The organism is Agromyces badenianii, from assembly GCF_003070885.1.
GTDB lineage: Bacteria > Actinomycetota > Actinomycetes > Actinomycetales > Microbacteriaceae > Agromyces > Agromyces badenianii.
Window position 1 is genome coordinate 2,016,683 of record NZ_CP028913.1, and the last position, 24,065, is coordinate 2,040,747.

The 24,065-nt window shown below is 69.9% G+C and carries 20 protein-coding genes; 6 read left to right on the forward strand and 14 right to left on the reverse strand.

Annotation, left to right across the window (positions count from 1 at the left end; translation table 11 throughout):
* Positions 1–43 precede the first annotated feature (43 nt).
* The 3 genes from ahcY to DCE93_RS09610 form a co-directional block, all read right to left on the reverse strand.
* Positions 44–1,525, reverse strand: coding sequence for an adenosylhomocysteinase (gene ahcY / locus DCE93_RS09600; protein ID WP_108595688.1), 1,482 nt, complete (start codon positions 1,523–1,525; stop codon positions 44–46).
* 146 nt (positions 1,526–1,671) lie between these two features.
* On the reverse strand, positions 1,672–3,105 hold the full coding sequence (locus DCE93_RS09605) for a phosphomannomutase/phosphoglucomutase (protein WP_108595689.1): 1,434 nt from the start codon (positions 3,103–3,105) through the stop codon (positions 1,672–1,674).
* Positions 3,102–3,317: a DUF3499 family protein gene (locus tag DCE93_RS09610; RefSeq protein WP_108595690.1), complete on the reverse strand. Its 216-nt coding sequence runs from the start codon at positions 3,315–3,317 to the stop codon at positions 3,102–3,104. The genes DCE93_RS09605 and DCE93_RS09610 overlap by 4 nt, the downstream gene beginning before the upstream one ends.
* Positions 3,318–3,362: 45 nt before the next feature.
* On the opposite strand from DCE93_RS09610, the gene DCE93_RS09615 reads away from it, so the two are divergent.
* A complete protein-coding gene (locus DCE93_RS09615) occupies positions 3,363–3,806 on the forward strand; it encodes a hypothetical protein (RefSeq protein WP_108595691.1) in 444 nt (147 codons plus the stop codon).
* A gap of 43 nt (positions 3,807–3,849) precedes the next feature.
* Here DCE93_RS09615 and DCE93_RS14430 read toward each other — a convergent pair whose 3' ends face one another.
* From DCE93_RS14430 to DCE93_RS14590, 5 genes are all read right to left on the reverse strand, one after another.
* Positions 3,850–5,313: a DUF5719 family protein gene (locus DCE93_RS14430; protein ID WP_146184974.1), complete on the reverse strand. Its 1,464-nt coding sequence runs from the start codon at positions 5,311–5,313 to the stop codon at positions 3,850–3,852.
* A complete protein-coding gene (locus tag DCE93_RS09620) occupies positions 5,303–8,392 on the reverse strand; it encodes a glycosyltransferase family 2 protein (RefSeq protein ID WP_108595692.1) in 3,090 nt (1,029 codons plus the stop codon). The genes DCE93_RS14430 and DCE93_RS09620 overlap by 11 nt, the downstream gene beginning before the upstream one ends.
* Positions 8,393–8,536: 144 nt before the next feature.
* Positions 8,537–8,857, reverse strand: a complete 321-nt coding sequence (locus tag DCE93_RS09625; RefSeq protein ID WP_108595693.1) for a WhiB family transcriptional regulator — start codon at positions 8,855–8,857, stop codon at positions 8,537–8,539.
* A gap of 153 nt (positions 8,858–9,010) precedes the next feature.
* The gene (gene galE / locus DCE93_RS09630) at positions 9,011–9,979 is read right to left on the reverse strand and encodes a UDP-glucose 4-epimerase GalE (RefSeq protein ID WP_108595694.1); all 969 of its coding nucleotides are present in this window, start codon (positions 9,977–9,979) and stop codon (positions 9,011–9,013) included.
* Positions 9,980–10,100: 121 nt separating this feature from the next.
* Positions 10,101–10,250, reverse strand: coding sequence for a hypothetical protein (locus tag DCE93_RS14590; protein WP_165906081.1), 150 nt, complete (start codon positions 10,248–10,250; stop codon positions 10,101–10,103).
* An 85-nt stretch (positions 10,251–10,335) separates the two neighbouring features.
* Here DCE93_RS14590 and DCE93_RS09635 point away from each other — a divergent pair, with 85 nt between their 5' ends.
* Positions 10,336–11,292 (forward strand): GlxA family transcriptional regulator, encoded by a 957-nt coding sequence (locus DCE93_RS09635; protein WP_108595695.1) that lies wholly within the window; start codon positions 10,336–10,338, stop codon positions 11,290–11,292.
* A 9-nt stretch (positions 11,293–11,301) separates the two neighbouring features.
* Here DCE93_RS09635 and manA read toward each other — a convergent pair whose 3' ends face one another.
* Entirely contained in the window at positions 11,302–12,558 is a 1,257-nt protein-coding gene (gene manA / locus DCE93_RS09640) for a mannose-6-phosphate isomerase, class I (protein ID WP_108595696.1), read from the reverse strand.
* A gap of 104 nt (positions 12,559–12,662) precedes the next feature.
* Between manA and DCE93_RS09645 the strand changes: the two genes are divergently transcribed.
* The 3 genes from DCE93_RS09645 (at position 12,663) to DCE93_RS09655 (ending at position 16,711) form a co-directional block, all read left to right on the forward strand.
* Positions 12,663–13,841 carry an acyl-CoA dehydrogenase family protein gene (locus DCE93_RS09645; RefSeq protein WP_108595697.1) on the forward strand — a complete coding sequence of 393 codons (1,179 nt, stop codon included), beginning with the start codon at positions 12,663–12,665 and terminating at the stop codon, positions 13,839–13,841.
* A 115-nt stretch (positions 13,842–13,956) separates the two neighbouring features.
* Positions 13,957–15,318, forward strand: a complete 1,362-nt coding sequence (locus tag DCE93_RS09650; protein ID WP_108595698.1) for an O-antigen ligase family protein — start codon at positions 13,957–13,959, stop codon at positions 15,316–15,318.
* Between the two features lie 34 nt (positions 15,319–15,352).
* Positions 15,353–16,711, forward strand: a complete 1,359-nt coding sequence (locus tag DCE93_RS09655) for an O-antigen ligase family protein (protein WP_108595699.1) — start codon at positions 15,353–15,355, stop codon at positions 16,709–16,711.
* Between the two features lie 37 nt (positions 16,712–16,748).
* On the opposite strand, the gene DCE93_RS09660 is transcribed toward DCE93_RS09655, so the two are convergent.
* Complete coding sequence (locus DCE93_RS09660; protein ID WP_244284136.1) at positions 16,749–17,882, reverse strand: glycosyltransferase family 2 protein; 1,134 nt, start codon at positions 17,880–17,882, stop codon at positions 16,749–16,751.
* 197 nt (positions 17,883–18,079) lie between these two features.
* Between DCE93_RS09660 and DCE93_RS09665 the strand changes: the two genes are divergently transcribed.
* Positions 18,080–18,994: a glycosyltransferase family 2 protein gene (locus tag DCE93_RS09665; protein WP_108595701.1), complete on the forward strand. Its 915-nt coding sequence runs from the start codon at positions 18,080–18,082 to the stop codon at positions 18,992–18,994.
* Here DCE93_RS09665 and DCE93_RS09670 read toward each other — a convergent pair.
* From DCE93_RS09670 to DCE93_RS09685, 4 genes are all read right to left on the reverse strand, one after another.
* Positions 18,991–21,033 carry a DUF7657 domain-containing protein gene (locus DCE93_RS09670; protein WP_108595702.1) on the reverse strand — a complete coding sequence of 681 codons (2,043 nt, stop codon included), beginning with the start codon at positions 21,031–21,033 and terminating at the stop codon, positions 18,991–18,993. The genes DCE93_RS09665 and DCE93_RS09670 overlap by 4 nt on opposite strands.
* Before the next feature lie 72 nt (positions 21,034–21,105).
* Positions 21,106–22,311, reverse strand: coding sequence for a hypothetical protein (locus tag DCE93_RS09675; protein ID WP_108595703.1), 1,206 nt, complete (start codon positions 22,309–22,311; stop codon positions 21,106–21,108).
* A gap of 29 nt (positions 22,312–22,340) precedes the next feature.
* Positions 22,341–23,336, reverse strand: coding sequence for a glycosyltransferase family 2 protein (locus DCE93_RS09680; protein WP_108595704.1), 996 nt, complete (start codon positions 23,334–23,336; stop codon positions 22,341–22,343).
* Positions 23,329–24,045, reverse strand: coding sequence for an acyl-ACP--UDP-N-acetylglucosamine O-acyltransferase family protein (locus DCE93_RS09685; RefSeq protein ID WP_146184975.1), 717 nt, complete (start codon positions 24,043–24,045; stop codon positions 23,329–23,331). The genes DCE93_RS09680 and DCE93_RS09685 overlap by 8 nt, the downstream gene beginning before the upstream one ends.
* Positions 24,046–24,065: the final 20 nt, after the last annotated feature.

Below are 24,065 nucleotides of genomic sequence, written 5' to 3' on the forward strand. Positions count from 1 at the left end.
CCGCTCGACGGATGCCGCGGGCCCCGCGACATCCGTCACCGCATCAGTAGCGGTAGTGGTCGACCTTGTACGGGCCCTCGACGGGCACGCCGATGTAGGCGGCCTGCTCGGGCGTGAGCTCGGTGAGCGCCACCCCGAGCGCGTCGAGGTGCAGTCGCGCCACCTTCTCGTCGAGACGCTTCGGCAGCACGTAGACGCCCACGGGGTACTGCTCGGGGCGGGTCCAGAGCTCGATCTGGGCGAGCACCTGATTGGTGAACGAGTTCGACATGACGAACGAGGGATGCCCCGTGGCGTTGCCGAGGTTCATGAGACGCCCCTCGGAGAGCACGAGGATCGAGCGACCGGTCGGCAGCCGCCACTCGTGCACCTGCGGCTTGATCTCGACGCGCTCGGCGCCCGCGAGGGACTCGAGGCCGGCCATGTCGATCTCGTTGTCGAAGTGCCCGACGTTCGCGACGATGGCCTGGTGCTTCATGCCGAGCATGTGCTCGACGCGCACGACATCCTTGTTGCCGGTGCAGGTGACGAAGATGTCGACCTCGCCGACGAGGTCGTCGAGACGCGCGACCTGGTAGCCGTCCATCGCCGCCTGCAGTGCGCAGATCGGGTCGACCTCCGAGACGATGACCCGCGCACCCTGCCCGCGGAGCGCCTCGGCGGCACCCTTGCCGACATCGCCGTAGCCGACGACGAAGGCGACCTTGCCGCCCATGAGCACGTCGGTCGCACGATTGAGCCCGTCGGGCAGCGAGTGCCGGATGCCGTACTTGTTGTCGAACTTCGACTTCGTGACCGAGTCGTTGACGTTGATCGCCGGGAAGAGCAGCCCGCCTTGGGCGTGCAGCTCGTAGAGGCGGTGCACACCGGTCGTGGTCTCTTCGGTGACGCCCTTCAGCTCCGCGGCGACGCGGGTCCACCGGTCGGGGCTCAGCTCGAGACTGCCGCGAAGCGTGTCGAGCACGACGCGGTACTCGTGGCTCGCGTCATCCGTCGCCTCCGGCACGACGCCCGCCGCCTCGAACTCGCGACCGCGGTGCACGAGCAGGGTGGCGTCGCCGCCGTCGTCGAGGATCAGGTTGGGGCCGATCCAGTCGGCACCGGATGCCTCGGCCTCCGCCGCCCAGTCGAAGATGCGGTCGGTGCACCACCAGTACTCCTCGAGCGACTCGCCCTTCCACGCGTACACCGGCACGCCGGCCGGAGCCTCGACGGTGCCGCCAGGGCCGACCACGACCGCCGCGGCGGCCTCGTCTTGCGTGGAGAAGATGTTGCAGCTCGCCCAGCGCACCTGCGCGCCGAGGGCGACGAGGGTCTCGATGAGCACCGCGGTCTGCACCGTCATGTGCAGACTGCCGGCGATGCGGGCGCCCGCGAGCGGCTTCGACGCGCCGAATTCGGCGCGGAGCGCCATGAGGCCCGGCATCTCGTGCTCGGCGAGGCGCAGCTGGTGCCGGCCCGCCTCGGCGAGGGAGAGGTCGGCGACCTTGTACGGGAGGGCGGTGGTCGCGGGCAGCGTCGTCATGAGCCCATTCTCGCAGGCACCGAGGATGGTTGCGGGCAAGCGTCCCGTTCTCGAGCCTGCCGAGCACGCGTCGCGGCGCTAGCGCGCCTCGAGCGCTACGGCTGCCGCCTTTCGTGAGCTCGGGCGTCGCTCCGCGCGGCGCGGGCTCACGCGCGGATGAGCGCGAGCACCTCGTCGCGAATCGCCGCCATCGTCGGGGCATCCCCGCCCTCGGCGTTCAGGCGCAACAGCGGCTCGGTGTTCGAGGGCCGCACGTTGAACCACCAGAACGCCTCATCGCCGCTCGTCACGCCTGTGACGGTGAGGCCGTCGAGTTCGTCGAACTCGGCCCGGTCGGTGAACGCCTCGACGATGCGCGTGTAGGCGGCGGGTACGTCGTCGACGACCGAGTTGATCTCGCCCGACAGCGAGTAGGGCGTGAAGCGGGTCGACATCTCGGAGAGCGGCGCCTGTTGCGCGCCGAACTCGGCGAGCACGTGCATGGCCGCGAGCATGCCGTTGTCGGCGCCCCAGAAGTCGCGGAAGTAGTAGTGCGCCGAGTGCTCGCCGCCGAAGACGGCACCGGTCGCCCTCATCTCGTCTTTGATGAGCGAATGGCCGACCCTGGTGCGCACGGGCGTCGCCCCGGCCTCTTCGATCGCCTCGGGAACGAACCGCGAGGTGATGAGGTTGTGGAGGACCGCGACATCGGTCTCTCCCGCGGCGCGCACGCGCGCGATCTCGCGGACGGCGACGATCGCCGCGACGGCCGACGGGTTCACGGCGCCGCCCTGCTCGTCGACCACGAAGCACCGGTCGGCATCGCCGTCGAAGGCGAGCCCGAGATCGGCACCGTGCTCGACGACGGCCCGCTGCAGGTCGACGAGGTTGGCGGGCTCCAGCGGGTTCGCCTCGTGGTTCGGGAAGGTGCCGTCGAGCTCGAAGTAGAGCGGCACGATCTCGAGCGGCAGCTCGGGGAGCCCTGCGGCCGTGCCGAGCACGGCCGGCACGGTGAGCCCGCCCATGCCGTTGCCTGCGTCGACCACGATCTTCAGCGGCCGGATGCCGCTGAGGTCGACGAGCGAGCGCAGGTAGGCCGCGTAGTCGGCGAGCACGTCGGCGTTCGTGACCGAGCCGGTCGCCTCGACCGAGGAGATGCCCTGCTCGAGGAAGTCGACGGCGCGGTCGCGGATCGCGGCGAGGCCCGTGTCGAGCGAGATGCCCTGGGCGCCCGCACGGGAGAACTTGATGCCGTTGTAGGCGGCGGGGTTGTGGCTCGCCGTGAACATCGCGGCCGGCGCGTTCAGCGAGCCCGAGGCGAAGTAGCTCTCATCGGTCGAGCAGAGCCCGATCGAGACGACGTCGGCACCGCGCGCGACGGCGCCCCGGGCGAACGCCTCGGCGAAGCCGGGCGACGAGTCGCGCATGTCGTGGCCGACGACGACACGCCCGCCCCCGGCGCCGACCTCGTCGACGAATGCCGCGGCGAGCGCCTCGACGGTCTCGGCGGTGAGCCCTTCGCCGACGATTCCGCGGACGTCGTAGGCCTTCACGATCTCGTCGAGGCGCGCTCGAGCGCCGGATGATGGAGCGGGAGTCATGCCTTGAAACCTACCCCACCGAGTCCGACGTGCCTCACGACCTGCCAGCCGACCGGCGCCGAGGTGCGCTCGGCGTGGCGGGCGCAGAGGTCGTAGCCGTGCGGCTCACGGGTGAGGGCGAGCGGGCCGAGCACGGCCATGGAATCCGCATAGTCGAACGTCAGCGTCGCGACCGCCTCGGCGGCGCATGCGGTGCGCGAACAACGTCTCATGGCTCCACCAGATTAGCGAGCGTCGCGGACATTACGATGGAGGGTATGCCGAGATCCCGTCGTGTCGCGTCCGAGCCCCGCTCGCCCCGGCGACTCGCGCGAGATCGTCACGGTCGAGGGCTCCGCTCCGCCGTCACCGGCCCGCACCTGCCGATGCTGCACAACCGGCTCGACGAGTTTGAGCTCATCGTCGGCACCACCGCGGCATACCTGCGCGGTCTCTGGCCAGAACTCGACGGCGTCGTCTTCGAGGTCGCGCAGGGACCGGCCGAGGCGATCCACGACGACCACGTCGATCGATGGAAGGTCTTCCACGACGAGCGCCGCATCGTGTTCTACCGTCTGCCGATCGTGCGCTTCCTCCGCCTGCAGGAGGGCGAGGAACGTGAAGAGAAGCTCCTCATCGAGAGCTGCGTCTTCCGGGCGATCGCCGATCTGCTCGGCAAAGACCCCTGGGAACTCGCGCCAGGACGCTACCGGCACCTCTGAGTCGCGACGGGCGCACCTGCTCCCGACTCCGCGACGGCTCGCGCTACCTCGGGAACACCCGAATGGGCGCGTCGAGCGGTCCGGGCGGCTGCACGCCGAACGATGCCAGCTCCCCCGCGCCCGAGAACGACACCGATGCGTGCACCCCGGCGACACCGGAGAGCGTCACGATCGCGCCGGCGGGGACATCGACGGATGCCGCTGAGCCCGCCTCGATCGTGACGGCTCGGCTCTCGCCGTCGATCGCGAGCAGCACCTCGGCGACATCCCCGCCTTCGTTGGCGAGGTGCAGCACCGGCGACGGCCCCTCGGGCACCGCGACGACCGCCTCGTCGAGCAGCGGTGCGGTCGAGACGGTCCAGGCGAGATCGACGGATGCCGCGGCATCCGTCTCGCCCGGCGCCGGCTCGCCCGCTGCACTGCCGGTGGTCGCACGCGCCGCGGCGACGATGGGTCCGTCGGCCTCGAGCCGCACGGTGTACGAGCCCGCTTCGAGCACGCCGAGCGGTACGTCGGTCGCCCGACCGGGCTGCAACGTCACCTCGATCGTCGAACCGCCGGCACCCGATTCGGGCACGAGCCCGACCGACACGTCGACCGGCTCGTCGCCGGTGGCGAGCACGCGCAGAGCGGGGAACGCGTCGCCATCGGCATGGTCCTCGGCAGGGTCGACGCCACCCGATTCGGCGACGACGAAGCCCGGAATGACCTGACGGGTCGCAGGCATCGCGGCGACGCCCGTGAACTCGACCCCGGCCGGCGACAGGCCGTCGACGGCGTACTGTTCGAGTGCCGCCGCGATCATGCCGCCCGTGCTCGTGATGTGCACCACCGGGGACGTCAGGTTCGGAGCGAGCCCCGCGAGGGACACCGTGCGCTGGGTGCGGGCGGGAACGATGATGCCGAGCGCGGAGCCGGCGTCGATCGCGCCGGTCTCCCCGATCACGCGCACGTCGACGGTGGCGGCGACGTCGGTGGGGTTCGACAGCGACACGAGACTCGTGCGACCGAGCGTCGTCGCGCCGGCCACGAGCCACGACTCGGCGCTCGCCTCCGCGCACGCGGTCGCGACGAACCCGGCGATCGTCTCCGTGGCCGCCGACTGCGACTGCGCCCCGGCGAACATGCCGGCATCGACGGACCCCGGCTCGACCGCGATCACCACCGGGGTGCCGTCTCGATCGGCCTGCGGGTTGCCCGGCGCGGCGAGCGGCGTCTCGATGATCTCGGCGTCGTCGGGGTCGGCACCCGCGACGAGATCGGCGGAACCGATCGACGATGCCGTGGTCGCGGCGGCGGCGTCATCGGCGAGGGTGAGCAGCGGGCCAGGGCAGACGCGCTGCTGCAGGCTCTCGGCCGGCTGCACGACGAGCGACGGCGGCGTCACCCGGTGCTCGGGCCACGGCACGAGGGCTGCCGCGCTGAGGGCGGCGGCGGCGACGCCCGCCGCCACGAGGAATCCGGCAGCGCGGCCGCCGATTCGTGCGATGGTGCGGCTAGCGGGCATCGTCGTCTCCCTTCGGCTCCGTCGGTCCGGCGGCGTCGGGCTCGATCGGCTCGGGCTCGATCGGCTCGGGCTCGATCGGGCGGCGTTCGGTCGGTTCGGGCTCGATCGGGCGGCGTTCGGTCGCATCGGTCTCGATCGCATCGGCGCCAGTCTCATCGGGCTCAGTCACGTCGGCACCGTCCGATACCGCTTCGGCTGCTTCGGGGCCGGCATCGCCGTCGACCGGAGTCGCCCGACGCGGCGTGCGCGTCCCTCGCGACTTCCGCGACTTCGCCGGGCGCCGCCGCACCGGCCGCCGGTCGGCCTCGCGACCGGCACCGGTCGGGATCGAGAGCAGCAGGGTCGCGCCGATCAGGATGATCTGCACCGCGGTGATGATTCCCGTGAGCACGCCGCCGGCACCCGCCGGGATCTGTGCGGCCGGGGCATCCGGTTCGGCGGCACCGAACCGCCAGAGCGTGCCGAAGTCGGTCTCGCCGACGGCCACGAGCGCGGCATTTCCGTCGAGTGCCGTGCGCGCCCTCGCAGCGGTCGCCTCCGCCTCCCGGTCGTCGCCGGTCGGTGCGGTGAGCAGCACGAACGAGACGCCGAACTCGCGGATCGCGGCGTCCGGGTCGAACCCGCTGCGAGAGGCGAGGTTGCCGGCGATCTCGGCCAGTTCCTCCTCCGCCTCGCTCATCCCCTCACGGGTCTGCTCGAGGGTCGACTGCTCGTCGAGCGTGGCACCAGCGCCGCGTTCGAGCGTCGCCCTGATGCTGCCGTCGTCTTCGGGCTGGATGCGCAACGTCGTGACACGCGGGTCGCTGTCGGCCTCGGCGCCGACGAATGCGGGCAGCGTGCGCTCGGCCGCGGGCGCGATCGCGGTCGACGCGGTGGCGATGCCGAGGCCCGTCGGCAGCACCGCGGCGATCACTCCGACGGCGACCACCCACGCGAGCACCGCGCCGCCGCGGCGCACTGCGCTGAGCGCGACGACGGCCGCGAGGACGAGGCCGAGCCAGGCGAGGCTCAGTCCGGCGCCGGTCCAGAGCAGCACGGCCTCCGGACCGGCGACCGCGACGGCCACGTGCGCCGCGGCCACGGCGGTCGCGAAGCCGAGCAGGGCGATGCCGAGGCCGAGCAGCGCGGCACGGATGCCCGGCGCGAGCACGGCCGCGAGGGCGGCGACGAGCAGTGGCAGCACGAGGAGGGTGAGAAGCAGCTTCGGGTCGAGGGAGACGGCGTCGCCGAGGAACTCGCCCCAACCGCCCCAGGGCGCTCCGGGGAAGCCGAGCGCCAGCTGCCACACCGACGGCGACGTGCTCTGGAGCGGCAGGCCGGGGTCGGCGAGCAGTCCGAACGGGTTCGCGCGCCCGATCTGTTCGAGCACGAGCGGACCGGCGAGCACGAGCGCCGGCAACGGCAGCCCGGCCAGGCGCACCGCCGCACGTCCGCTCACGGCGATTCCGACGAGCCAGGCCACGACCAGCGCCGGGGCGAGGCTCGGTGCCGCGGCGATCACCGCGGCGAACAGCAGCGAGGCGGTCGCTGCCGCCGCCCACGACGTCGCCGCACCGAAGACGGCGAAGGCGAGCCAGCCGAGGAGCACGTGCGCGAGCACGGCGCCCGGCCGGCCGTCGGCGAGCGCGACGAGCAGTGGCGGGGCGAGACCCCAGACGAGCGCGGCGACGGCTCGCACCGAACCGCGCTCGGTCAGACGCGACGCCGCGAACCAGCCGCCGAGCGTCGCGACGGGCACCGCCAGGAGCCACAGCAGCACGAGCCCGAACGACGGCGCCCAGAACGCGATCGATCCGAGCACGGCGAGCGCGGCCGCGAAGGGGTCGGCGGCGCCGACGAAACCGGTGCCGATGTCACGCCACCCGTAGGCGGCATTGCGCCACAGTTCGGCGACCCCGCTCGACAGCGGGAGGATGCCGCCGCCGCTGATCCCCCGCGCGCCGAGCAACCAGGTGAAGAGGGCGACGGATGCCGCGACCGACGCGAGCAGCACCCAGCCGCCGCCCGTGCCGAGGAACTGCAGCTCGTGCTTGCGGCCGCGGGCCCGTGTGCGCCGCGCCTCAGCCGCGTGCTGGCGACGCCGACGCACCTCGTCGGGCTGCATCCGCAACGGAGCGATCGCCGACCAGCCGACGGTGCGCGCGGACTTGAGCCTCCGCCGCGCCCGCGCCACGCGCATGCCCGAGAACATCGTGCCGAGCGCCGCCGAGAACTCCCCCGGGATCGCGCCCGGCGACTTCACGAGCAGCAACCTGATCGAGCGGATGATCGCGAGCGGCAGGAAGAGGAGCCAGTGCAACGGCACGGCGGCCGCGGGGGCGTACACCAAACGGCGATGGAGCGCTGCCGCACGAGCGGCGCGGGTGCGCCGTCGGCTCGCGCGGGCGCGCGGGTCGGCGGGCGGCCCTGCGACGCCGTCGCCGGCGAACAGCACGATCGCGTCGGGCACCACCGAGACCCGGTGCCCGGCGAGGCGAGCGCGGATCGAGAAGTCGAGGGCGTCGTCGACGGTCGGCAGCGCCGGATCGAATCCGTCGAGCGAGCGCCAGACCGTGTGCCGCACGAGGATCGCCGCCGGGTCGAGGCCGAGCACATCGCTCAGGCCGTCGTGCTGCCCCTGGTCGAGTTCGTCGGCGACGAGTGCCTCGCTTCGCCCGAATCGCGTGATCGTGCGACCGAAGGTGGCGATGCGGTCGGAGTCGTCCCACTCGCGGAGCTTCGGTCCGGCGATCGCGACGGACTTCGCCGTCTCGAGCGTCGCGACGAGCCGCTCGAGCGCCTCGGGGGCGGGTGCGGTGTCCTCGGCGAGCAGCCAGAGCGCATCGCGGTCGGAGGTCGGCGCATCGAGCACCCGCTCCGCGGCACGCACGGCCTCGCCGAACGAGAGTCGCTGGGAGAGCTCGACGACGTGGGTCGGCGACGCCGCCGCCGCGAGCTCACGTGCCTCGGCGTCGGCCTCGGTGAGCACGACGACGAGCGCATCGGGGGTGCGACGCTGGGCTCGAATCGCGTCGAGGGTGCGCTTGAGGTGGTCGCCACCGTGATGTGCGACGAGGACGGCGGTGACTCTGGGGAACATCGGGGTCAGCCTAAGCGGCACACCCCGCGCCGTCCGTCATCGCACCGGGCGTGCCTCGAAAACCGATTCGCGACGCGAGCCTCGGCGGCGGCGACGCCGGGCGGCCGCGGTCCGCGCGCCATCGGGGCGCGCGGACCGAACGGCTCAGACCGCTCGCTTCCGGAGCTTGCGGCGCTCTCGCTCGGAGAGCCCGCCCCAGATGCCGAAACGCTCGTCGTTGCCGAGCGCGTACTCGAGGCACTGGCTGCGTACCTCGCATCCGGTGCAGATCTTCTTCGCGTCCCTCGTCGATCCGCCCTTTTCAGGGAAGAACGCCTCAGGATCGGTCTGCGCACACAGCGCGTCGCTCTGCCATGCCAACGGATTGTCATCGTCTGTGACCGAACGAACCCCCGGAACGCCCAGTCTCACCGGATCGACGAACCAATCGTCAGGTACTCCAGAACGATATTCAGGATTGCCCATATCGTCTCCCACCCAGTTGTACCGACCACCCAGAGGGTGTGTCACGACCAATTACACCGGTGTAGTTCGCGAGAGTCAAGTCGCAGATCGTAAACCCTCAAGCGCCCATGGAGGCTTGATCGCCGTCTCGACACGCCGGGAGTTGAGCAGACGTTATGAATGGGATGCCGCGCGGCGCGCCTGCCAGGCGCTCTCGACCATCTCGGCGAGCGTGTGGCGCATGCGCCAGTCGAGGTCGCGGGCGGCGAGATCGCCGGAGGCGACGATGCGAGCCGGGTCGCCCGCGCGGCGCGGCGCCACCTCGGGCGCGAAGTCGATGCCCGTCACCGCGGCGACGGCCCGCATGATCTCGCCCACAGAGACCCCGTCGCCGGAGCCGAGATTGTAGACGGGCTCGAGCGGCTCGCCCGCGTCGAGTCGGCGCGCGGCGACGACGTGCGCCTCGGCGAGGTCGGCGACGTGGATGTAGTCGCGCACGCAGGTGCCGTCGGGCGTCGGGTAGTCGTCGCCGTTGATGCGCGGCGTGCGGCCGTCGAGCAGCGCGTCGAAGACGAGCGGGAAGAGGTTGTGCGGGCTCACATCGAACACCTCGGCAGCTCCGGAGCCGACGACGTTGAAATAGCGCAGGCTCGTGTGAGCGAGGCCGCGCGCGCGGGCCTGGTCGGCGAGCAGCCACTCGCCGATGAGCTTCGACTCGCCGTAGGGCGATTGCGGCTGTTTCTGCGTCGACTCGGTCACGAGGTCGACGTCGGGGGTGCCGTAGACGGCCGCGCTCGACGAGAAGACGATGCGGTCGACGCCCTTCGACTCCATGGCGGCGAGCAGCGTCGCGGTGCCGGTAACGTTCTGCTGATACGTGTGCAGCGGGCGATCGACGGAGACCCCGGCGTACTTGAAACCGGCCAGATGCACGACGCCCTGCACGTCGTACCGGTCGATCGCGCGTTCGACGGCACCGCCGTCGAGGATGCTCCCGTGCACGAACGGGGTGCCCTCCGGGATGAACTCGTGGCGGCCCGAGGAGAGGTCGTCGAGCACGACGGCCCCGATGCCCCGGGCTTCGAAGGCGCGCACCACGTGCGCCCCGATGTATCCCGCTCCCCCGGTGACCAGCCAGCTCATGTTCCCGCCTTCCGGCGCAGAACCTCCGCGCCGGAACCGATCGTATCCGGAGGCGTGCGGACCCGGGGGATCGGTCGGCGCGGAGCCCGGAGCCGGCGGCGCGTGGCAGCGGGTCCGAGGCTCAGGCCGAGCGGGTGGGCTGGTTCTCGATGTGACGGGTGCGGTCGCGGATTTCGGGCCGGCCGTAGCCATCGGTGTCGAGGCGGAGCACGGTGGCGAGGACGCCCCAGATGGCGAGTCCCGCGAGGACGAGGAAGATGATCGTGGTCATGGCAGTAAATGTATGACTTGTGAGATACTGCCGAAAGTGGCAGAGTAGCCATCAAACGATCGATTCCTGCCAACCGGAGGCATCCGTGCTCCAGACCATCGCCTGCATCGCCATCCCGCAGATGGCGCCCTTCGAATTCGGCGTGCTCTGCGAGGTGTTCGGCATCGACCGCAGCGACACCGGGGGTCCGAACTTCGACTTCCATGTCGTCGCGGCCGAGCCGGGCGCCATCCCCACCAAGCTCGGCTTCGACATCGTCGTGCACGAGGGGCTCGACTTCGCACGGCAGGCCGACCTGGTCGCCGTGCCGGCCGCCCTCATCGACGAGCCCATCGACGACCGCGTCTCAGAGGTGCTGCGCGACGCGGTCGATCGCGGCGCCTGGGTGCTCTCCGTCTGCTCCGGCGCCTTCAGCCTCGGCCGGGCCGGCGTGCTCGACGGCCGCCGCGCCACGACGCACTGGATGTACACCGAGCGGCTCGCCGAGATGTTCCCGAAGGTCGACGTCGACGCCGACGTGCTCTTCGTGCAAGACGGCAAGGTCGTCACGGGCGCCGGCACCGCGGCCGGCATCGACGCGGCGCTGCACATCGTGCGCACCGAACTCGGGGCGAGCGCCGCCAACATGATCGCCCGCCGCATGGTCGTGCCGCCGCAGCGCGACGGCGGGCAATCGCAGTTCATCCAGACGCCGATCGCCGAGTGCCGCAGCGACTCGTTCGCCAAGATCACCGAGTGGATGATCGAGCACCTCGACGAAGATCTCACGGTCGACCTGCTGGCCCGCAAGGCGCTCATGTCGCCGCGCACCTTCGCTCGTCGTTTCCGCGCCGAGACCGGCACGACGCCGAACGCGTGGCTCAACCGCCAGCGCCTGCTGCGCGCGCAGCAGCTGCTCGAAGAGACCACCTTCACGCTCGAAGAGATCGCGCGCGACACCGGGTTCGGCGCCGCCGCCGTGATGCGTCACCACTTCGTCAAGGTGCTGCAGACGACGCCGACGGCCTACCGCCGGCTGTTCGGCGTGCGCGTCGCCTCGTAGCCGGCGTTCTCAAGCCCCGGATGCCCCGGGCGCACCCGTCGTCGCGATCCACGCGACGCCGGGGCCGGTGACCTCGAGCTCGCGCTCGTCGGGCGTCACGTAGACCGACTCGCCCCGGCCGATCCCCACGGACTCGCCTGCCGCGCCCGTGACCGTCACGCCGTCGCCCTCCACGAGCACGATCGCCGGCCCGTCGAGCGCGACGCGCGAGGCATCCGCGCCCGCCTCGACCCGGTAGAGCATGAAGTCGGGCACGTCGGGGCGGAACACGGCGACGCCCGGAGACGCCTCGACGGGCGCGAGCAGCGGCGGCGCGATGGGCGTGAAGTCGAGCACGTCGATGAGCTCGGAGACGTCGATGTGCTTCGGGGTGAGACCGCCTCGCAGCACGTTGTCGCTGGCCGCCATGAGTTCGATGCCGAGGCCGTCGAGATACGCGTGGATGTTGCCCGCCGCGAGATACAACGCCTCACCGCGCCCGAGCCGCACACGGTTCAAGAGGAGCGAGATGACGACACCCGGGTCGCCGGGGTATGCCGCGGCGAGCGCGCCGACCGTCTCGAACGAGAGCGCGTACGGCGACGCCAGTGCGAGCTCGGATGCCGCGAGCGCCGTGACCCGCTCGACGACCCACGATGCCTCTCCGGTGTCGCCGCCGCGTCCGTCGCGGAGCAGCCACTCGACGGTGTCGAGCAGCGGATGCGCGCCCGACAGGCGGGCCTCGAGCAGGTCGAGGGCGCCCGGGTCGGGCTGGGGCTCCGCGGCATCCGCTGCCCGCAGCACCTCGAGCACGCCGCGCACCTCGTCGAGCGGGCGGAACCCCGACAGGGCGTCGAAGGTCTCGCTCACCGCGACGACGAGCTCGGGCTTGTGGAACTCGTCTTTGTAGTTGCGGTCGTAGGCCGTGAGCGGCACGCCGTCGGCCTCTTCGCGGGCGAAACCCGCGCGAGCCTGTTCCGGAGTCGGATGCGCCTGCAGCGAAAGCGGCTCGGCGGCCGCGAGCAGTTTCAGGAGGAACGGCAGCCGGGCGCCCTGTTCGGCCAGTCGCGAGCCGAGCGCCGTCACCGGATCGGCCGCGATCCACGCGGCGAGGTCGTCGTGACCGAGGGATGCCGCGTCGAGCACGCGCGCCGGCGACCCGGGGTGTGCTCCGAGCCAGAGTTCCGCCTCGGGTCCTCCCGGCGCTGCGGCACCGCGGAAGCCCGCGATCGCCGTCGTCGACCCCCACGCGTAGTCCCGCGGGGTGTTGCCGATCGCCACAAACATGCTCGGGAGTTCCTCTCGGTCGTTGGGTCAAAACTACCAACGCCTGAAGGTGCGACCGGGTCGCCGCATAGGCTCGACGAATCCGACGACGTATTGGAGCTGTCATGACCTTCGAGCCTCTCGCGAGCGATTTCTACGCCTACGAGTCCCTCCTCAGCGACCAGGAGAAGGAGGCGCTCGCCGCGCTGCGCGCCTGGCTCGAAGCCGACGTGAAGCCGATCATCGGCGGCTACTGGGATCGTGCCGAGTTCCCCATGCAGATCGTGAAGCCGCTCGCCGATCTCGGCACGCTCTCCTACGCCTGGGACGAGACGAAGCCGTTCGAGAACTCCGCCGTCTTCCGAGGGTTCGTCGCCCTCGAGCTCGCACGGGTCGACCCGTCGGTCGCCACCTTCGTGGGCGTGCAGAACGGCCTCGCCACCGGCACGATCAGCGTCTGCGGCTCGGAGGAGCAGCGCGACGAGTGGATCCCGAAGCTCGCGAGCGGTGAGGTCATCGGTGCCTTCGGGCTCACCGAGCCGCTCTCGGGCTCGGACTCGGCGCAGGGCCTGCGCACGACCGCGCGCCGCGACGGCGACAACTGGGTGCTGAACGGCTCCAAGCGCTGGATCGGCAACGCCACCTTCTCCGACATCACGATCATCTGGGCGAAAGACGTCGCCGACGACCAGGTCAAGGGCTTCATCGTGCCGACCTCGACGCCCGGCTACACGGCGACGAAGATCGAGGGCAAGATCAGCCTCCGCGCCGTGCAGAACGCCGACATCACCCTTGACGACGTCGTCGTGCCCGAGTCGCTCCGGCTCGCGAACGCGAACTCGTTCCGCGACACCGCGAGCGTGCTGCGTCAGACCCGCGCCGAAGTGGCGTGGGCGGCGGTCGGCACCGCGGTCGGCGCGTACGAGGCCGCGGTCAAGTACGCGGGCGAACGCGTGCAGTTCGGCAAGACGATCGGCTCGCACCAACTGATCCAAGACCTGCTCGTGAAGTGCCTCGGCAACATCACAGCCTCGCTCGGCATGGTCGTGCGGGTGTCGGAGATGCTCGACCGGGGCGAGCAGCGCGACGAGCACTCGGCGCTCGCCAAGGCGTACACGACGGCACGCATGCGCGAGACGGTCGCCTGGGCTCGCGAGGCCGTCGGCGGCAACGGCATCACCCTCGAGTACGACGTCGCCCGCTTCTTCGCCGACGCCGAGGCGCTCTACTCCTATGAGGGCACGCGCGAGATGAACACGCTCATCGTGGGTCGCAAGATCACCGGGAAGGCCGCGTTCGTCTGAGTGCCGATGCCATGACGGATGCCGCGGCGGGATCGATCCCGCCGCGGCATCCGTCGTCTGAGCCGCCTGCACCGGCAGACCGTGCCCCGCTGACGCCCGCGATAGCCTGTACCCCATGAGCACCGTCCGACGACGCTGGATTTCGGCGTACGCGACCTTCGCGCTGTTCACGGTGCTCGCGGGCCAGTTCTGGCGCAATCTGCTCGGGTGGTGGGGCTTCGGCGTCGTGGCCGGCGTCGTGCTCGTCGGCGCGGTCATCCTGATCATCCGGGTGCGGCCGCCGTGGGTGTGGCGGCGGGTGCCGAAGTCGACGCTCGTGTTCCTGCTGCTCGCGATGCTCTCGATCGCCTGGTCGTTCTACCCCGGAGCCTCGGCGCTCGGCGTGGCCATCACGCTCGCGACGAGCGTCACCGCCATCGCGCTCGTGCTGTGCCTGAGCTGGACGAGGCTCGTCAGGTGCCTCGGCGGCGCGATCAAATGGGTGCTGGGCCTCTCGCTCGCATTCGAACTGTGGGTCGCGATCTTCGTCGGCGGCCCGCTGCTGCCGAACTTCCCCGACTTCGAGGTCACCGGCGAGAAGCTCCCGATGGCGTTCTACTGGTCGCGGGGCCTCCTCTTCGACGGCGGTCCGATCGAGGGCATCGTCGCGAGCCGCAACCTCCTCGGCATGGTCGCCCTCCTCGGCCTGATCGTCTTCTGCGCGATGCTCGCCGCCGGCAGCGTGCGGCGCGCAGCGGGCATCGGCTGGATCGTCACCGCGGGCGCGGTGCTGCTCCTGACTCGCTCCGCGACGGTGATCCTCGTCGGCGTGCTCGTCGCCGTCGCGTTCGGGTTCGCCATGTGGGCCAGGCGGGTCGGAGCCGATCGCCGCGCCCGCGTCTACTGGACGGCAGGGGGCGCGCTCGTGGCATCCATCGCCCTGCTCGTCGTGTTCCGGGGTCGCCTGCTCGAGCTCTTCGGAAAGAGCGAAGACCTCACCGGCCGATTCGACATCTGGAACGCCGTCATCTCGCTCGCCTCCGAACGCCCGTGGTTCGGCTGGGGCTGGGTCGGCTACTGGGTACCGTGGGCCGAACCGTTCGAGGGCCTCGCCGTGCGCAAGGGCGTCACCTACCTCCAGGCGCACAACGCATGGCTCGACGTGTGGCTACAGCTCGGCATCGTCGGCCTCCTCGCCTTCGCGTCGATCGTCATCGGGGCGCTGTGGCGCTCGTGGTTCCTCGCCGTCGACCGGCCGATGGATGCCACGGGGCGACCGCTCCCCCATTCGGCCGCCGCCCTCGTGCCGCTGCTCGTGCTCGTCGCACTCATCGGCCAGAGCCTCGCCGAGAGCCGCATCCTCGTCGAGAGCGGATGGGTGCTGCTGATCGCCGTCGCCTGGTCGACGAAGCGACGCCAGTGGGAGCACGAGCCGCTGCCGGCCGAGCCCGTACCGATTCCGGCGTCTCGTGTGCGGCCGCCCGAGGTGGCGCCATGAGGCGAGCGCGTTCACGCCACGAGGTCGGTCGCCGATGAGCGCAGCCCGCGGCCGCGGTCCAAGCGACGGCGCGGCCCGTGCGGCCATCGCCGTGCGCGAGTTCACCGGATCGGCCCGCTTCGCGCAGGCGCTGACGCTCGTCGCCGTCGGCCTCGCCTTCTCGACGCACGCCGTGAGGAACCTCATCGGCACGGCCGGGCTCCTGGCCGCGCTCACCGGACTCGTCGTGCTGTGCGCCGCGTCGCTCGTGGCGCGGTGGCGCGCCGTGGAGTGGTACGGCATCCTGCCGATCACGATCCTCGTGTTCATCGGCTGGTGCGCGGCATCAGTGCTCTGGAGCAACCTGCCGGCCTACAGCTCGATCGCGCGCGTCGGCTACCTCGTCGCCTTCGCGTTCATCGGCGTCTACGTCGCGCTCATGCGCGACACGATCCAGATCGTGCGCGCCTTCGGCGACGTCATGCGCGTGCTCCTCGGCGCGTCGCTCGCGCTCGAAGTGCTCTCCGGAATCCTCCTCGACATGCCCATCACGGTGCTCGGCATCCAGGGGAACATCGCGGAGCTCGGGCCGATTCAGGGCGTCTTCGGCTCGCGCAACATGCTCGGCTTCGTCGCGCTCATCGCCCTGCTGACCTTCATCGTCGAGTGGCGCACGAAGATCGTGCAACGCACCCGCGCCATGCTCTCGCTCGCCCTTGCCGTTCTCTGTCTCGTGTTCTCGGGTTCGCCGACGACGTGGTTCGCCCTGGGCGCCGCGCTGCTCGCCCTCGCCGCCCTCTACGGGCTCCGACGCGTCCCGGCGTCGACGAGATGGCGGTGGCAGCTCGCGCTGCTCATCACAGGCGTCGTGGCGCTCGTGACCGCGTGGATCGTCCGCATCCGCATCATCGAGCTCCTCGATGCCCGCGGCGAGTTCGACGTGCGTCTCGACGTGTGGCGCGAGCTCTCCCGCTACTTGAACCTGAACCCGTTGCAGGGCTGGGGATGGGTCGGTCCCTGGCCCGACGCCCCGCCATACACGTGGATCGAGCTCGCGACCGGCCGGCCCCACGGCTCGGCACTGAACGCGTACGTCGACGTGTACTTCCAGGTCGGCGTGATCGGCGCGCTGCTCTTCATCGCCCTGCTCGGCGTCGCCCTCGTGCGGGCCTGGCTGCTCGCCTCCACCCGCCGCAGCGTCGTGTACGTGTGGCCGGCGCTGATGCTCGTCGCCATCGCCGTGACCTCGTTCGCCGAGAGCTTCGCCCTCGTCGAGGGCGGCTGGATGCTGCTCGTGGTGTGCGCGGTGAAGGCGGCCCGGGATATGAGCTGGCGGGATGCGCTGGTGGCTGGGCGACCGCCCGGTGGCGGACTTGGCCACGAGAGGGTTGAACGGACCAATCCGTCGACCTGAGCCCCGGACGCGTCACGCCTCAGTCGACTCAGTCGGCTCAGGCCCGCCGAACGTCGACGGAGAGAATGCCGAGGAACAGGCTCGCCATGATCGTCTGGGCGCCGAGCATCAGGGCGAGCGCTGCCGGAACCGCGAGACGCATCGTGTCGACGGGGTCCTGCGCGCCGAACCCGGCACTTCCCCACGCGACGACCTGCACGATTCCGATGACGATGCCGACGAGGACCAGCCCGAGGCCGATCAACGCACCGCTCTCGAGCGTCGCACGCTCGGCGAAACGTTCGAACGCCTGACTGCGTGGCAGGTAGAAGCCCTCGTGCCTCGCATACAGCTTGGTGAGAAGCGCGAACAGCACCGCCTGCCAGCCCACGACCGTCAGCGCCGCGAGATACACCTGACTCGAGACGTCCAAGCCGACCGCGCCGAACACCAATGGACCGAATGAGAGCGCGACGGTTCCGAGAAGCCCGACGAAGAATGCGACCAAGCCCGGGATGAGGAAGAGCCAGCGGGGGCTGAACAGCATGAGGAACCTCAGGTGGCGCCATCCGTCCCGCCAGCTGCGCAGGTGCGGCGGCCTGCTGCGGCCGTCCTTGTCGAGAGTGGTCGGCACTTCGCTGATCTTCAGGCCGCTGAGGGTCGACTTCACGACCACCTCGCTCGCGAATTCCATGCCGGTGGTGATCAGGCCGAGGCCGAGGATCGATTCGCGGTTGAACCCGCGCAGCCCGCAGTGGAAATCCCGGATATCGGAGCGGAAGAGCACTCGGCCGACCGTAGACAGCACCGGGTTGCCGAGGTACTTGTGCAGTGGCGGCATGGCGCCGGGCGCGATGCCGCCTCGGAACCGGTTGCCCATGACGAGCTCGTCGCCGGCCCGGAGGCGCTCGATGAAGGGGTCGAGCTTGCTGAAGTCGTAGCTGTCGTCTGCATCGCCCATGATGACGTAGGTGCCGTGGGCCGCGACGATGCCGCCCATCAGCGCGTTTCCGTAGCCCTTCTCCTCCACGCCGACGACGCGGGCGCCGTGGTCGACGGCGATCTGCTGCGAACCGTCGGTGCTCCCGTTGTCGGCGATGAGCACCTCGCCGACGACGCCTGAGCGCTGGAGGTACCCCTGCGCCTTGTCGATGCAGACGGCGAGCGTCTCGGCCTCGTTGAGGCAGGGCATGACGATTGAGAGTTCGATTTCAGCTGGGGGGATCATGGATTCCTAATGACGGGGAGGCAAAGTCCCCGACAGCCTAATCGAGGGCGGCCCGAAGCTCTCGCACGGACGGGAGCGCGTTGGTGTGCGGCCTGAATCGGATGCGAGGATGGTGGCGATGGCCCCACCGCCCATCACCGGCAGGACCAGGAGCGACCCGCGTGACACTCGACATCATGATGCCCTTCTACGGGCGCACCGACCACTTCCTGGCCGCGGTCGAGAGTGTGCTTGCGCAGTCGGATCCGGACTGGCGGTTGTTCGTCATCGACGACCACAATCCCGATGAGGAGCCGGGACGACGGCTGCGCGAAATCCACGACCCGCGCATCCACTATCACCGCAACGCAGAGAACCAGGGCATCAACGCCACGTTCCAAGCCGCGATCGACCGGTCGGAGAACGAGTGGCTCACGATCTTCGGGTGCGACGACATCCTCCTCCCCGGATACGTGGAACGCGTCGGCCGCCTGGCCGCCCAGCATCCGCGAGCCGCATTCATCCATCCCGGGACGCGAGTGATCGATGAAACCGGGGGTCGGGCCGTCCCGCTCGTCGACCGCGTCAAGGCGCTCTACCGACCGCGAGTCAGGGGCACGGCCGAGCTCGGCGGACAGGACCTCGCCACGAGTCTCACCCGCGGCAACTGGATGAACTTCCCGGCGATCGCCTGGCGCCGTGCCGAGGTGCGGGCCGTCGGCATCCGACCGGGATACCGGATCGTGCAGGACCTCGCGCTGGCTATCGACCTGCTGTATCGGGGTGGGACCCTCGTCCTGGACGACACCGTGGTGTTCGAATACCGTCGCCACGCCTCCAGCGTGTCGTCGTGGCGGGCGACCGACGGCAGCCGGTTCGTCGAGGAGCAGCGCTTCTTCCGCGGCCTCGCCGCCGAATTCCGCGCGCGCGGATGGAAGCACGCCGAGCGCGCGGCACGCGCGCACCTCTCATCGAGGATCAACGCGCTCACCCAGCTGCCCGGCGCGGTGCGGTCGAGCTCCACCGGTGCACCTGCGGTGCTCGTCAAGCACGCGCTCGGGATGACGATCGCACCCGACGCGCACCCGGGCCGCTAACTCCGCGGTTCCACAGAGTAGATGGTCTGTGTAGACCTCGGCAGCTCGAACGAATCCACCTCGGACAGGCAGGTCGTATCGATGCGCTTGTCGCTCGAGAGCACATACGCCACGTTCTCCTGGGCGAAGTCCGAGCAGGCGTCGAACGTCACCTCGATCTGATCCGCGACCGGGTTCGTCACCACCGGCTCCCCGGGGGCAGCCAACCAGTTGACGCCGGCCAGACGATTCCAGTTGTACTCGTACTGCGACGTCGGATCGATCACGCCCCACATCCCAGGCGAAGGAGCGCCCTGGAAGCCGTTGTACGCCTCGACTCCCGACTCGAGGAGGATCGCCGTGGTGAGGCGGTTCCCGACACCGACCCAGGTCCTCGGGTCGGCGTCGTCGATCCTCTGGATTTCATGCGACAGGGCGGTCGTGCGCAGGTCGAGCACCCCGATGTAGAGCGGATTGCTCAGACCCGATCCGGCCACGGTGACCACGAGGAACGCTGTGGCGGCAAGGCGGATGCGACGCCGCGCGACGAGGAAGATGACAGCCGCCGAGAGTAGGGCCCACAGCCACCAGAGCTGGACCGGCTCGAGCATGTCGGGGAGCTGACGCCAGGCGACGAGGCCGATCGCCAGTTGCGAGAGAAGGAAGAGCACGGCCGGGATCGCCGACAGCCGGAAACCGGCCTTCACACGCCAGGTGTCCAAGTAGCGGATCGTGTAGGCGAGCATGCCGAGCGAGGCGATCCCGAGACCCAGCCGAACGCGGGCCGCGATCGTCTTATCGAGAAGGAAGAGCCTGGCCAGCGCATCCCAGCCTGGAATGTACAGGTATGCGAGGAGCAGGACGACTGCGGCCGACAGCCCGATGAGCTCCCACGGCAGCCGCCGGTGCGCCCGCGCCTGCCTCGCGATGATCCAGACGATGACGGGCAGCAGGAAGATGCCGACATAGAAGAACGTCGACGCCTCGGACGAGTTCGCCCCGAGGAGACCGGGGCGCGCCGCATTCAGAGCCTGCGTGAACGATGATCCGACCGCGGATGCGAATGTGAGCGCATCGCTGCCGCCTGTCGGCGTGCTCCGGGCTCCGGGGTAGGCGGTGCCGAGAAAGGAGTCGATGGTCGAGCGCTTCTCGTAGAGCCAGACGACGGTGATCGCCGAGGCCACGACTCCGCCGATCACGACCGGCGCGAGCCTGGCGACGATCTGTGGGAAGGCCGCCTTCCGCCGTGCCTCGCCGATGACGAGCCCGAATGCGAAGAAGGCCGTCACGATCACGGCGGGAACGATGAACGGCACATAGATGCCCATGGCCATCACGACGGTGAGATACGCGATGATCGCCGCCCAGATCCAGCGCGAGACCCGGGAACGGCTCTGGAAGGCCCAGATCAGCGATGTCATCGTCGCCAGCGCCCACGCGGCAGGCCAGAGCGTCGTGGCGAGGTACCACCATTGGAACAGCGGGCTGAAGAAGAAACCGACTGCGAGCATGGCCGAGACGCCGGGACGACGCGGCATTACGGTGACGAGGAAGACATACGCTGCCGCGGCGAGGGCGATGCCGGGGAACCACCACTTGAAGGCGATCGCGTGACCGGCGTCCAGGAACAGGAAGCCCCAGAGATGCGGCCGGAAGATGACCGACCAGTCGACGCGCGGCAGATCCTGCGGCACCGTTGCGTCCATGCCGCCCGGGAAGGTCTGATTCTCGAGAGGTAGCCCTTGCTCGATCTGCGCGATCGCCCAGACCGTCTGCACGTTCCACTCGTCTGACCGCGTGAACTGCGGCTCTCCCGCGATCAGCGCCGGATCGGAACCATAGGCGATGTCCTTGTGGAATTGGCCGGAGGAGGAGCCGTTGACTCCGAAGGCCACCAGCGCGATGCCAAGCAGCACGAGCAGGGCGGGGAACGCCAGTAGGACACGCAGCCGCGGAAGGCCGTCGGGGCCGGGGCTGATCTGGCGCCGGTACGCGATGGTCCACCGGCGAAGCGGCGTCGGACCGGGCTCGAGCGAGTCCTCGATCGCGTTCCGTGGCACTGCATCTCCCTGTCCGCCCGCGGACGTCGATCGCCCACTTGAGGATAGCCGCGCACGGCGGGGATACAGAATTCAGCCCGGGATCTTCGACACGCTGCTGCGCACCGGGTGGATAGTCGCGAGATAGCAGCCGTGAACGAGAAGCCCGGCCAACGGGCCCACGAGAAGCGCCAGGACCGTGCGATCAAGGAATCCGATCGGCAGCAGCAGGCATCCGATCGTGCTGAATGCCGCGACCAGCCAGCCCGCCGTATAGGCAGCGTGCTTCGACAGCGACAGGACGGCCGGCGCAGTCACGCAGAGGGCTGCGACAAGGCCGGACGAGAGCACGAGCACGCCGACGAGCGAACCCGACGGCACGGGCTCATCGGGGAACAGCAGCGCGAAGACCGCCGGTCCTAGGAGCCAACCGGCGGCGCCGAGCACGATGCTCGTGGCGATGACGAGCGCTACCACCCGGAGAAGCGATCGTCCGAAGGTCGCTCTGCGGTCTCGGAAGAAGACGATCAGGTAACTCTGGAGCGCCATCGCCGTCACGATCAGTGGTGCCCGCACGAGGGTCGCGACGAGGACGAGCAGCCCGAGCTCGTCGTCGGACACACCGCGCGACGTCGCCGCCAGGACGAACGGGAACCCGCTCACGAGAAGGCCCATCGAGGCCGCTGCCGCGATCGTGCGGGCGACATTCCACGATAACCCCCGATAGCCGACGTCGAATCGCACCGGAGCCGCGCTGGTCCGCACTGCGATCGGCAGCGTCACGAGGAACGCTACCGCGAAGGGCAGCACGACGAGCCACGCGAGGTCGACGATCGACGACGTCCAGACGAGCCCGACTGCGAGCCCGACCACCCGGACGAGCGCTTCCACGGCCACCACGATGAAGACGATCCTCCACCGCCTCGAACCATAGACGGTGCCGGTGAGGACCGCGACCAGCACGCTGGTCGCGGCACCGAGCGACAACGGCCAGACCAGCGCCCCGGCCGAGCCACCGAAGGCTGTACCCCACAACGGCGATGAGAGGGCGACGGCGGTGAAGACGATGACGGCGCCGACTCCCGCAAAGATCGCCGCTTGGTGCGGCCGCGAGACGCCGACGTCGATCGGCGCGCTCGTCGCCCGAGTGACCTCCTGCTGGATCCCCGACAACGCGCTCACGATGAGGAAGAGCAACGACCAGAAGACGGCGAAGTCAGCGTAGGCGGCGAATCCGATGACCCGCGGGACGAGCCAGGTCACGACATAGCCGCCCAAACCGGCGATCGCCGTCGCCATGAGCACGTAAGCGAATCCGGATGGCCGTCTCATTCGGGTTGGACCAGGTCGCGCAGTACGTCCTGCAGGCCGAGGCCGCATGACCTGTAGCGGCCGGTGCGCCATTCTCGCCAGACCGGTGCGATCCGGCGCAGACGGCGCCCGGGCAAGCAGTCGCGCACGAGCTCATGCTCCGCCTTGGCCGCGGCGAGGGCGATATCGTCGTCGGACGGCCTTGGGGACAGACGAGGCATGCGAGTCTGGAGCTCGCCGGCTCGGACGCGCAGGCGGGTGTTGCGCTCAGTTCGCGGCGTCGTCAGACGTGCGAGCCGACCGGCTGGCGTCAGGCTGGACGCCCCGATCTGGTTGCCCCCGTGCTGGCGGTAATCGATGAGCTGTTCGTCGAGCAGCACCAACGAGCCCGTCGCAGCCGCCACAACTGCCAGCCACTCGTCGTGCACCCAGGAGGCGGGGAACGGCCGTGCCCGCTCCACGAGTTCGCGCCTGATCATCGTTGTCGCGCCAGTCACGAAGTTCCGGCGCATGAGGGCGGCGAAGGGGCGACCCTCGGCGACGGCCCGCCGCTCGGCGGCGCTCAGGCCGAGGGTGGAGAACAGCCCAGTACCGTCCGGGACCCCCGTTCCGTCGACGATGCGGGCGTCGCTGTGCACGAGCAGCACGTCGGGGCGCCCGTCGAACTCGGCGATCACCCGCTCGAGGCGATCGGGATGCCAGACGTCGTCCTGGTCGCTGAGCGCGATGAGGTCTCCGGAGCAGCGGAGCATCGCGGAAGCGAAGTTCGCAGTCACCCCGAGCGACACGTCATTGCGATGGATGTGCAGTCGCACCGGTGTCTCCGCCTCGCGCGACCACCGTGCATGCTCATCGACGATGACATCGATCGTGTCATCGACAGAGGCGTCATCCGACACGACGATCTCGTCGGGGAGGACACTCTGAGCGAGGATCGACCGGATCTGCTCACGGATGAAGCGTGATCCGTTGAACGTGCACAGGGCAACGGAGACGCTGACGGTGTCAGCCAATGGTGGATTCCACCGGCCCGTGACGCTCTTGCCACGCGATCACGGCTTCGGAGATGCCGTCGGTCTGCGAGAACCCTGACAGCGCTTCCGGGCCGTCGTCGGACTCGTAGAGTGCCGAGAGGGCGACCACCGCTTCCTCGACGATCCCGCCGCGACGCATCCCCACAACGTTCGCGCCGACGACCCGGGCCGGGCTCCCGTACGCCTTCGCGAACGGCGGGATGTCGCGCGTGACGACGGAGCTCATCCCGACCATCGCCGAGGCTCCGATGTACCGCCCTTGGTGCACGCTCGTGCCGAGACCGAGGTTCGCGTTGGTACCGACGGTCACGTGTCCGGCGAGGAGGACGCTCGACGCGAGGGTGACGCCGTCACCGAGCGTGCAGTCGTGCGCCACGTACACCTGGTTCATGATGAAGGCGTCGTCGCCGACGGCCGTCGTCGACTTCCAGCCCTGATGGATCTGGGCGTACTCGCGAATCACATTGCGATTCCCGATCGTGACGCCCCGACCGGCAAGTTCCACAAAGTCACGAGGATGCGCGAATGATCGGATCTCGGGCGGGGCTCCGATCACCACTCCGGTACCGATCCAGTTCCCGTCCCCGATACGGGCAGGGCCATGGATGACGACATTCGCTCCGACGGTGTTGTCCACTCCGAGAACCACGTCGCCGACGATGATGGCGGTGGGATGGATGTTGTTCAATCGGTCCTCGATGTCGACTG

Bases quoted from the DNA above. Each gene is read 5' to 3' on its own strand.
- ahcY (WP_108595688.1), bottom strand. From the start codon at position 1,525: ATGACGACGCTGCCCGCGACCACCGCCCTCCCGTACAAGGTCGCCGAC.
- DCE93_RS09605 (WP_108595689.1), bottom strand. From the start codon at position 3,105: ATGACTCCCGCTCCATCATCCGGCGCTCGAGCGCGCCTCGACGAGATC.
- DCE93_RS09610 (WP_108595690.1), bottom strand. From the start codon at position 3,317: ATGAGACGTTGTTCGCGCACCGCATGCGCCGCCGAGGCGGTCGCGACG.
- DCE93_RS09615 (WP_108595691.1), top strand. From the start codon at position 3,363: ATGCCGAGATCCCGTCGTGTCGCGTCCGAGCCCCGCTCGCCCCGGCGA.
- DCE93_RS14430 (WP_146184974.1), bottom strand. From the start codon at position 5,313: ATGCCCGCTAGCCGCACCATCGCACGAATCGGCGGCCGCGCTGCCGGA.
- DCE93_RS09620 (WP_108595692.1), bottom strand. From the start codon at position 8,392: ATGTTCCCCAGAGTCACCGCCGTCCTCGTCGCACATCACGGTGGCGAC.
- DCE93_RS09625 (WP_108595693.1), bottom strand. From the start codon at position 8,857: ATGGGCAATCCTGAATATCGTTCTGGAGTACCTGACGATTGGTTCGTC.
- galE (WP_108595694.1), bottom strand. From the start codon at position 9,979: ATGAGCTGGCTGGTCACCGGGGGAGCGGGATACATCGGGGCGCACGTG.
- DCE93_RS14590 (WP_165906081.1), bottom strand. From the start codon at position 10,250: ATGACCACGATCATCTTCCTCGTCCTCGCGGGACTCGCCATCTGGGGC.
- manA (WP_108595696.1), bottom strand. From the start codon at position 12,558: ATGTTTGTGGCGATCGGCAACACCCCGCGGGACTACGCGTGGGGGTCG.
- DCE93_RS09645 (WP_108595697.1), top strand. From the start codon at position 12,663: ATGACCTTCGAGCCTCTCGCGAGCGATTTCTACGCCTACGAGTCCCTC.
- DCE93_RS09650 (WP_108595698.1), top strand. From the start codon at position 13,957: ATGAGCACCGTCCGACGACGCTGGATTTCGGCGTACGCGACCTTCGCG.
- DCE93_RS09655 (WP_108595699.1), top strand. From the start codon at position 15,353: ATGAGCGCAGCCCGCGGCCGCGGTCCAAGCGACGGCGCGGCCCGTGCG.
- DCE93_RS09660 (WP_244284136.1), bottom strand. From the start codon at position 17,882: ATGCCCTGCCTCAACGAGGCCGAGACGCTCGCCGTCTGCATCGACAAG.
- DCE93_RS09675 (WP_108595703.1), bottom strand. From the start codon at position 22,311: ATGGCGACGGCGATCGCCGGTTTGGGCGGCTATGTCGTGACCTGGCTC.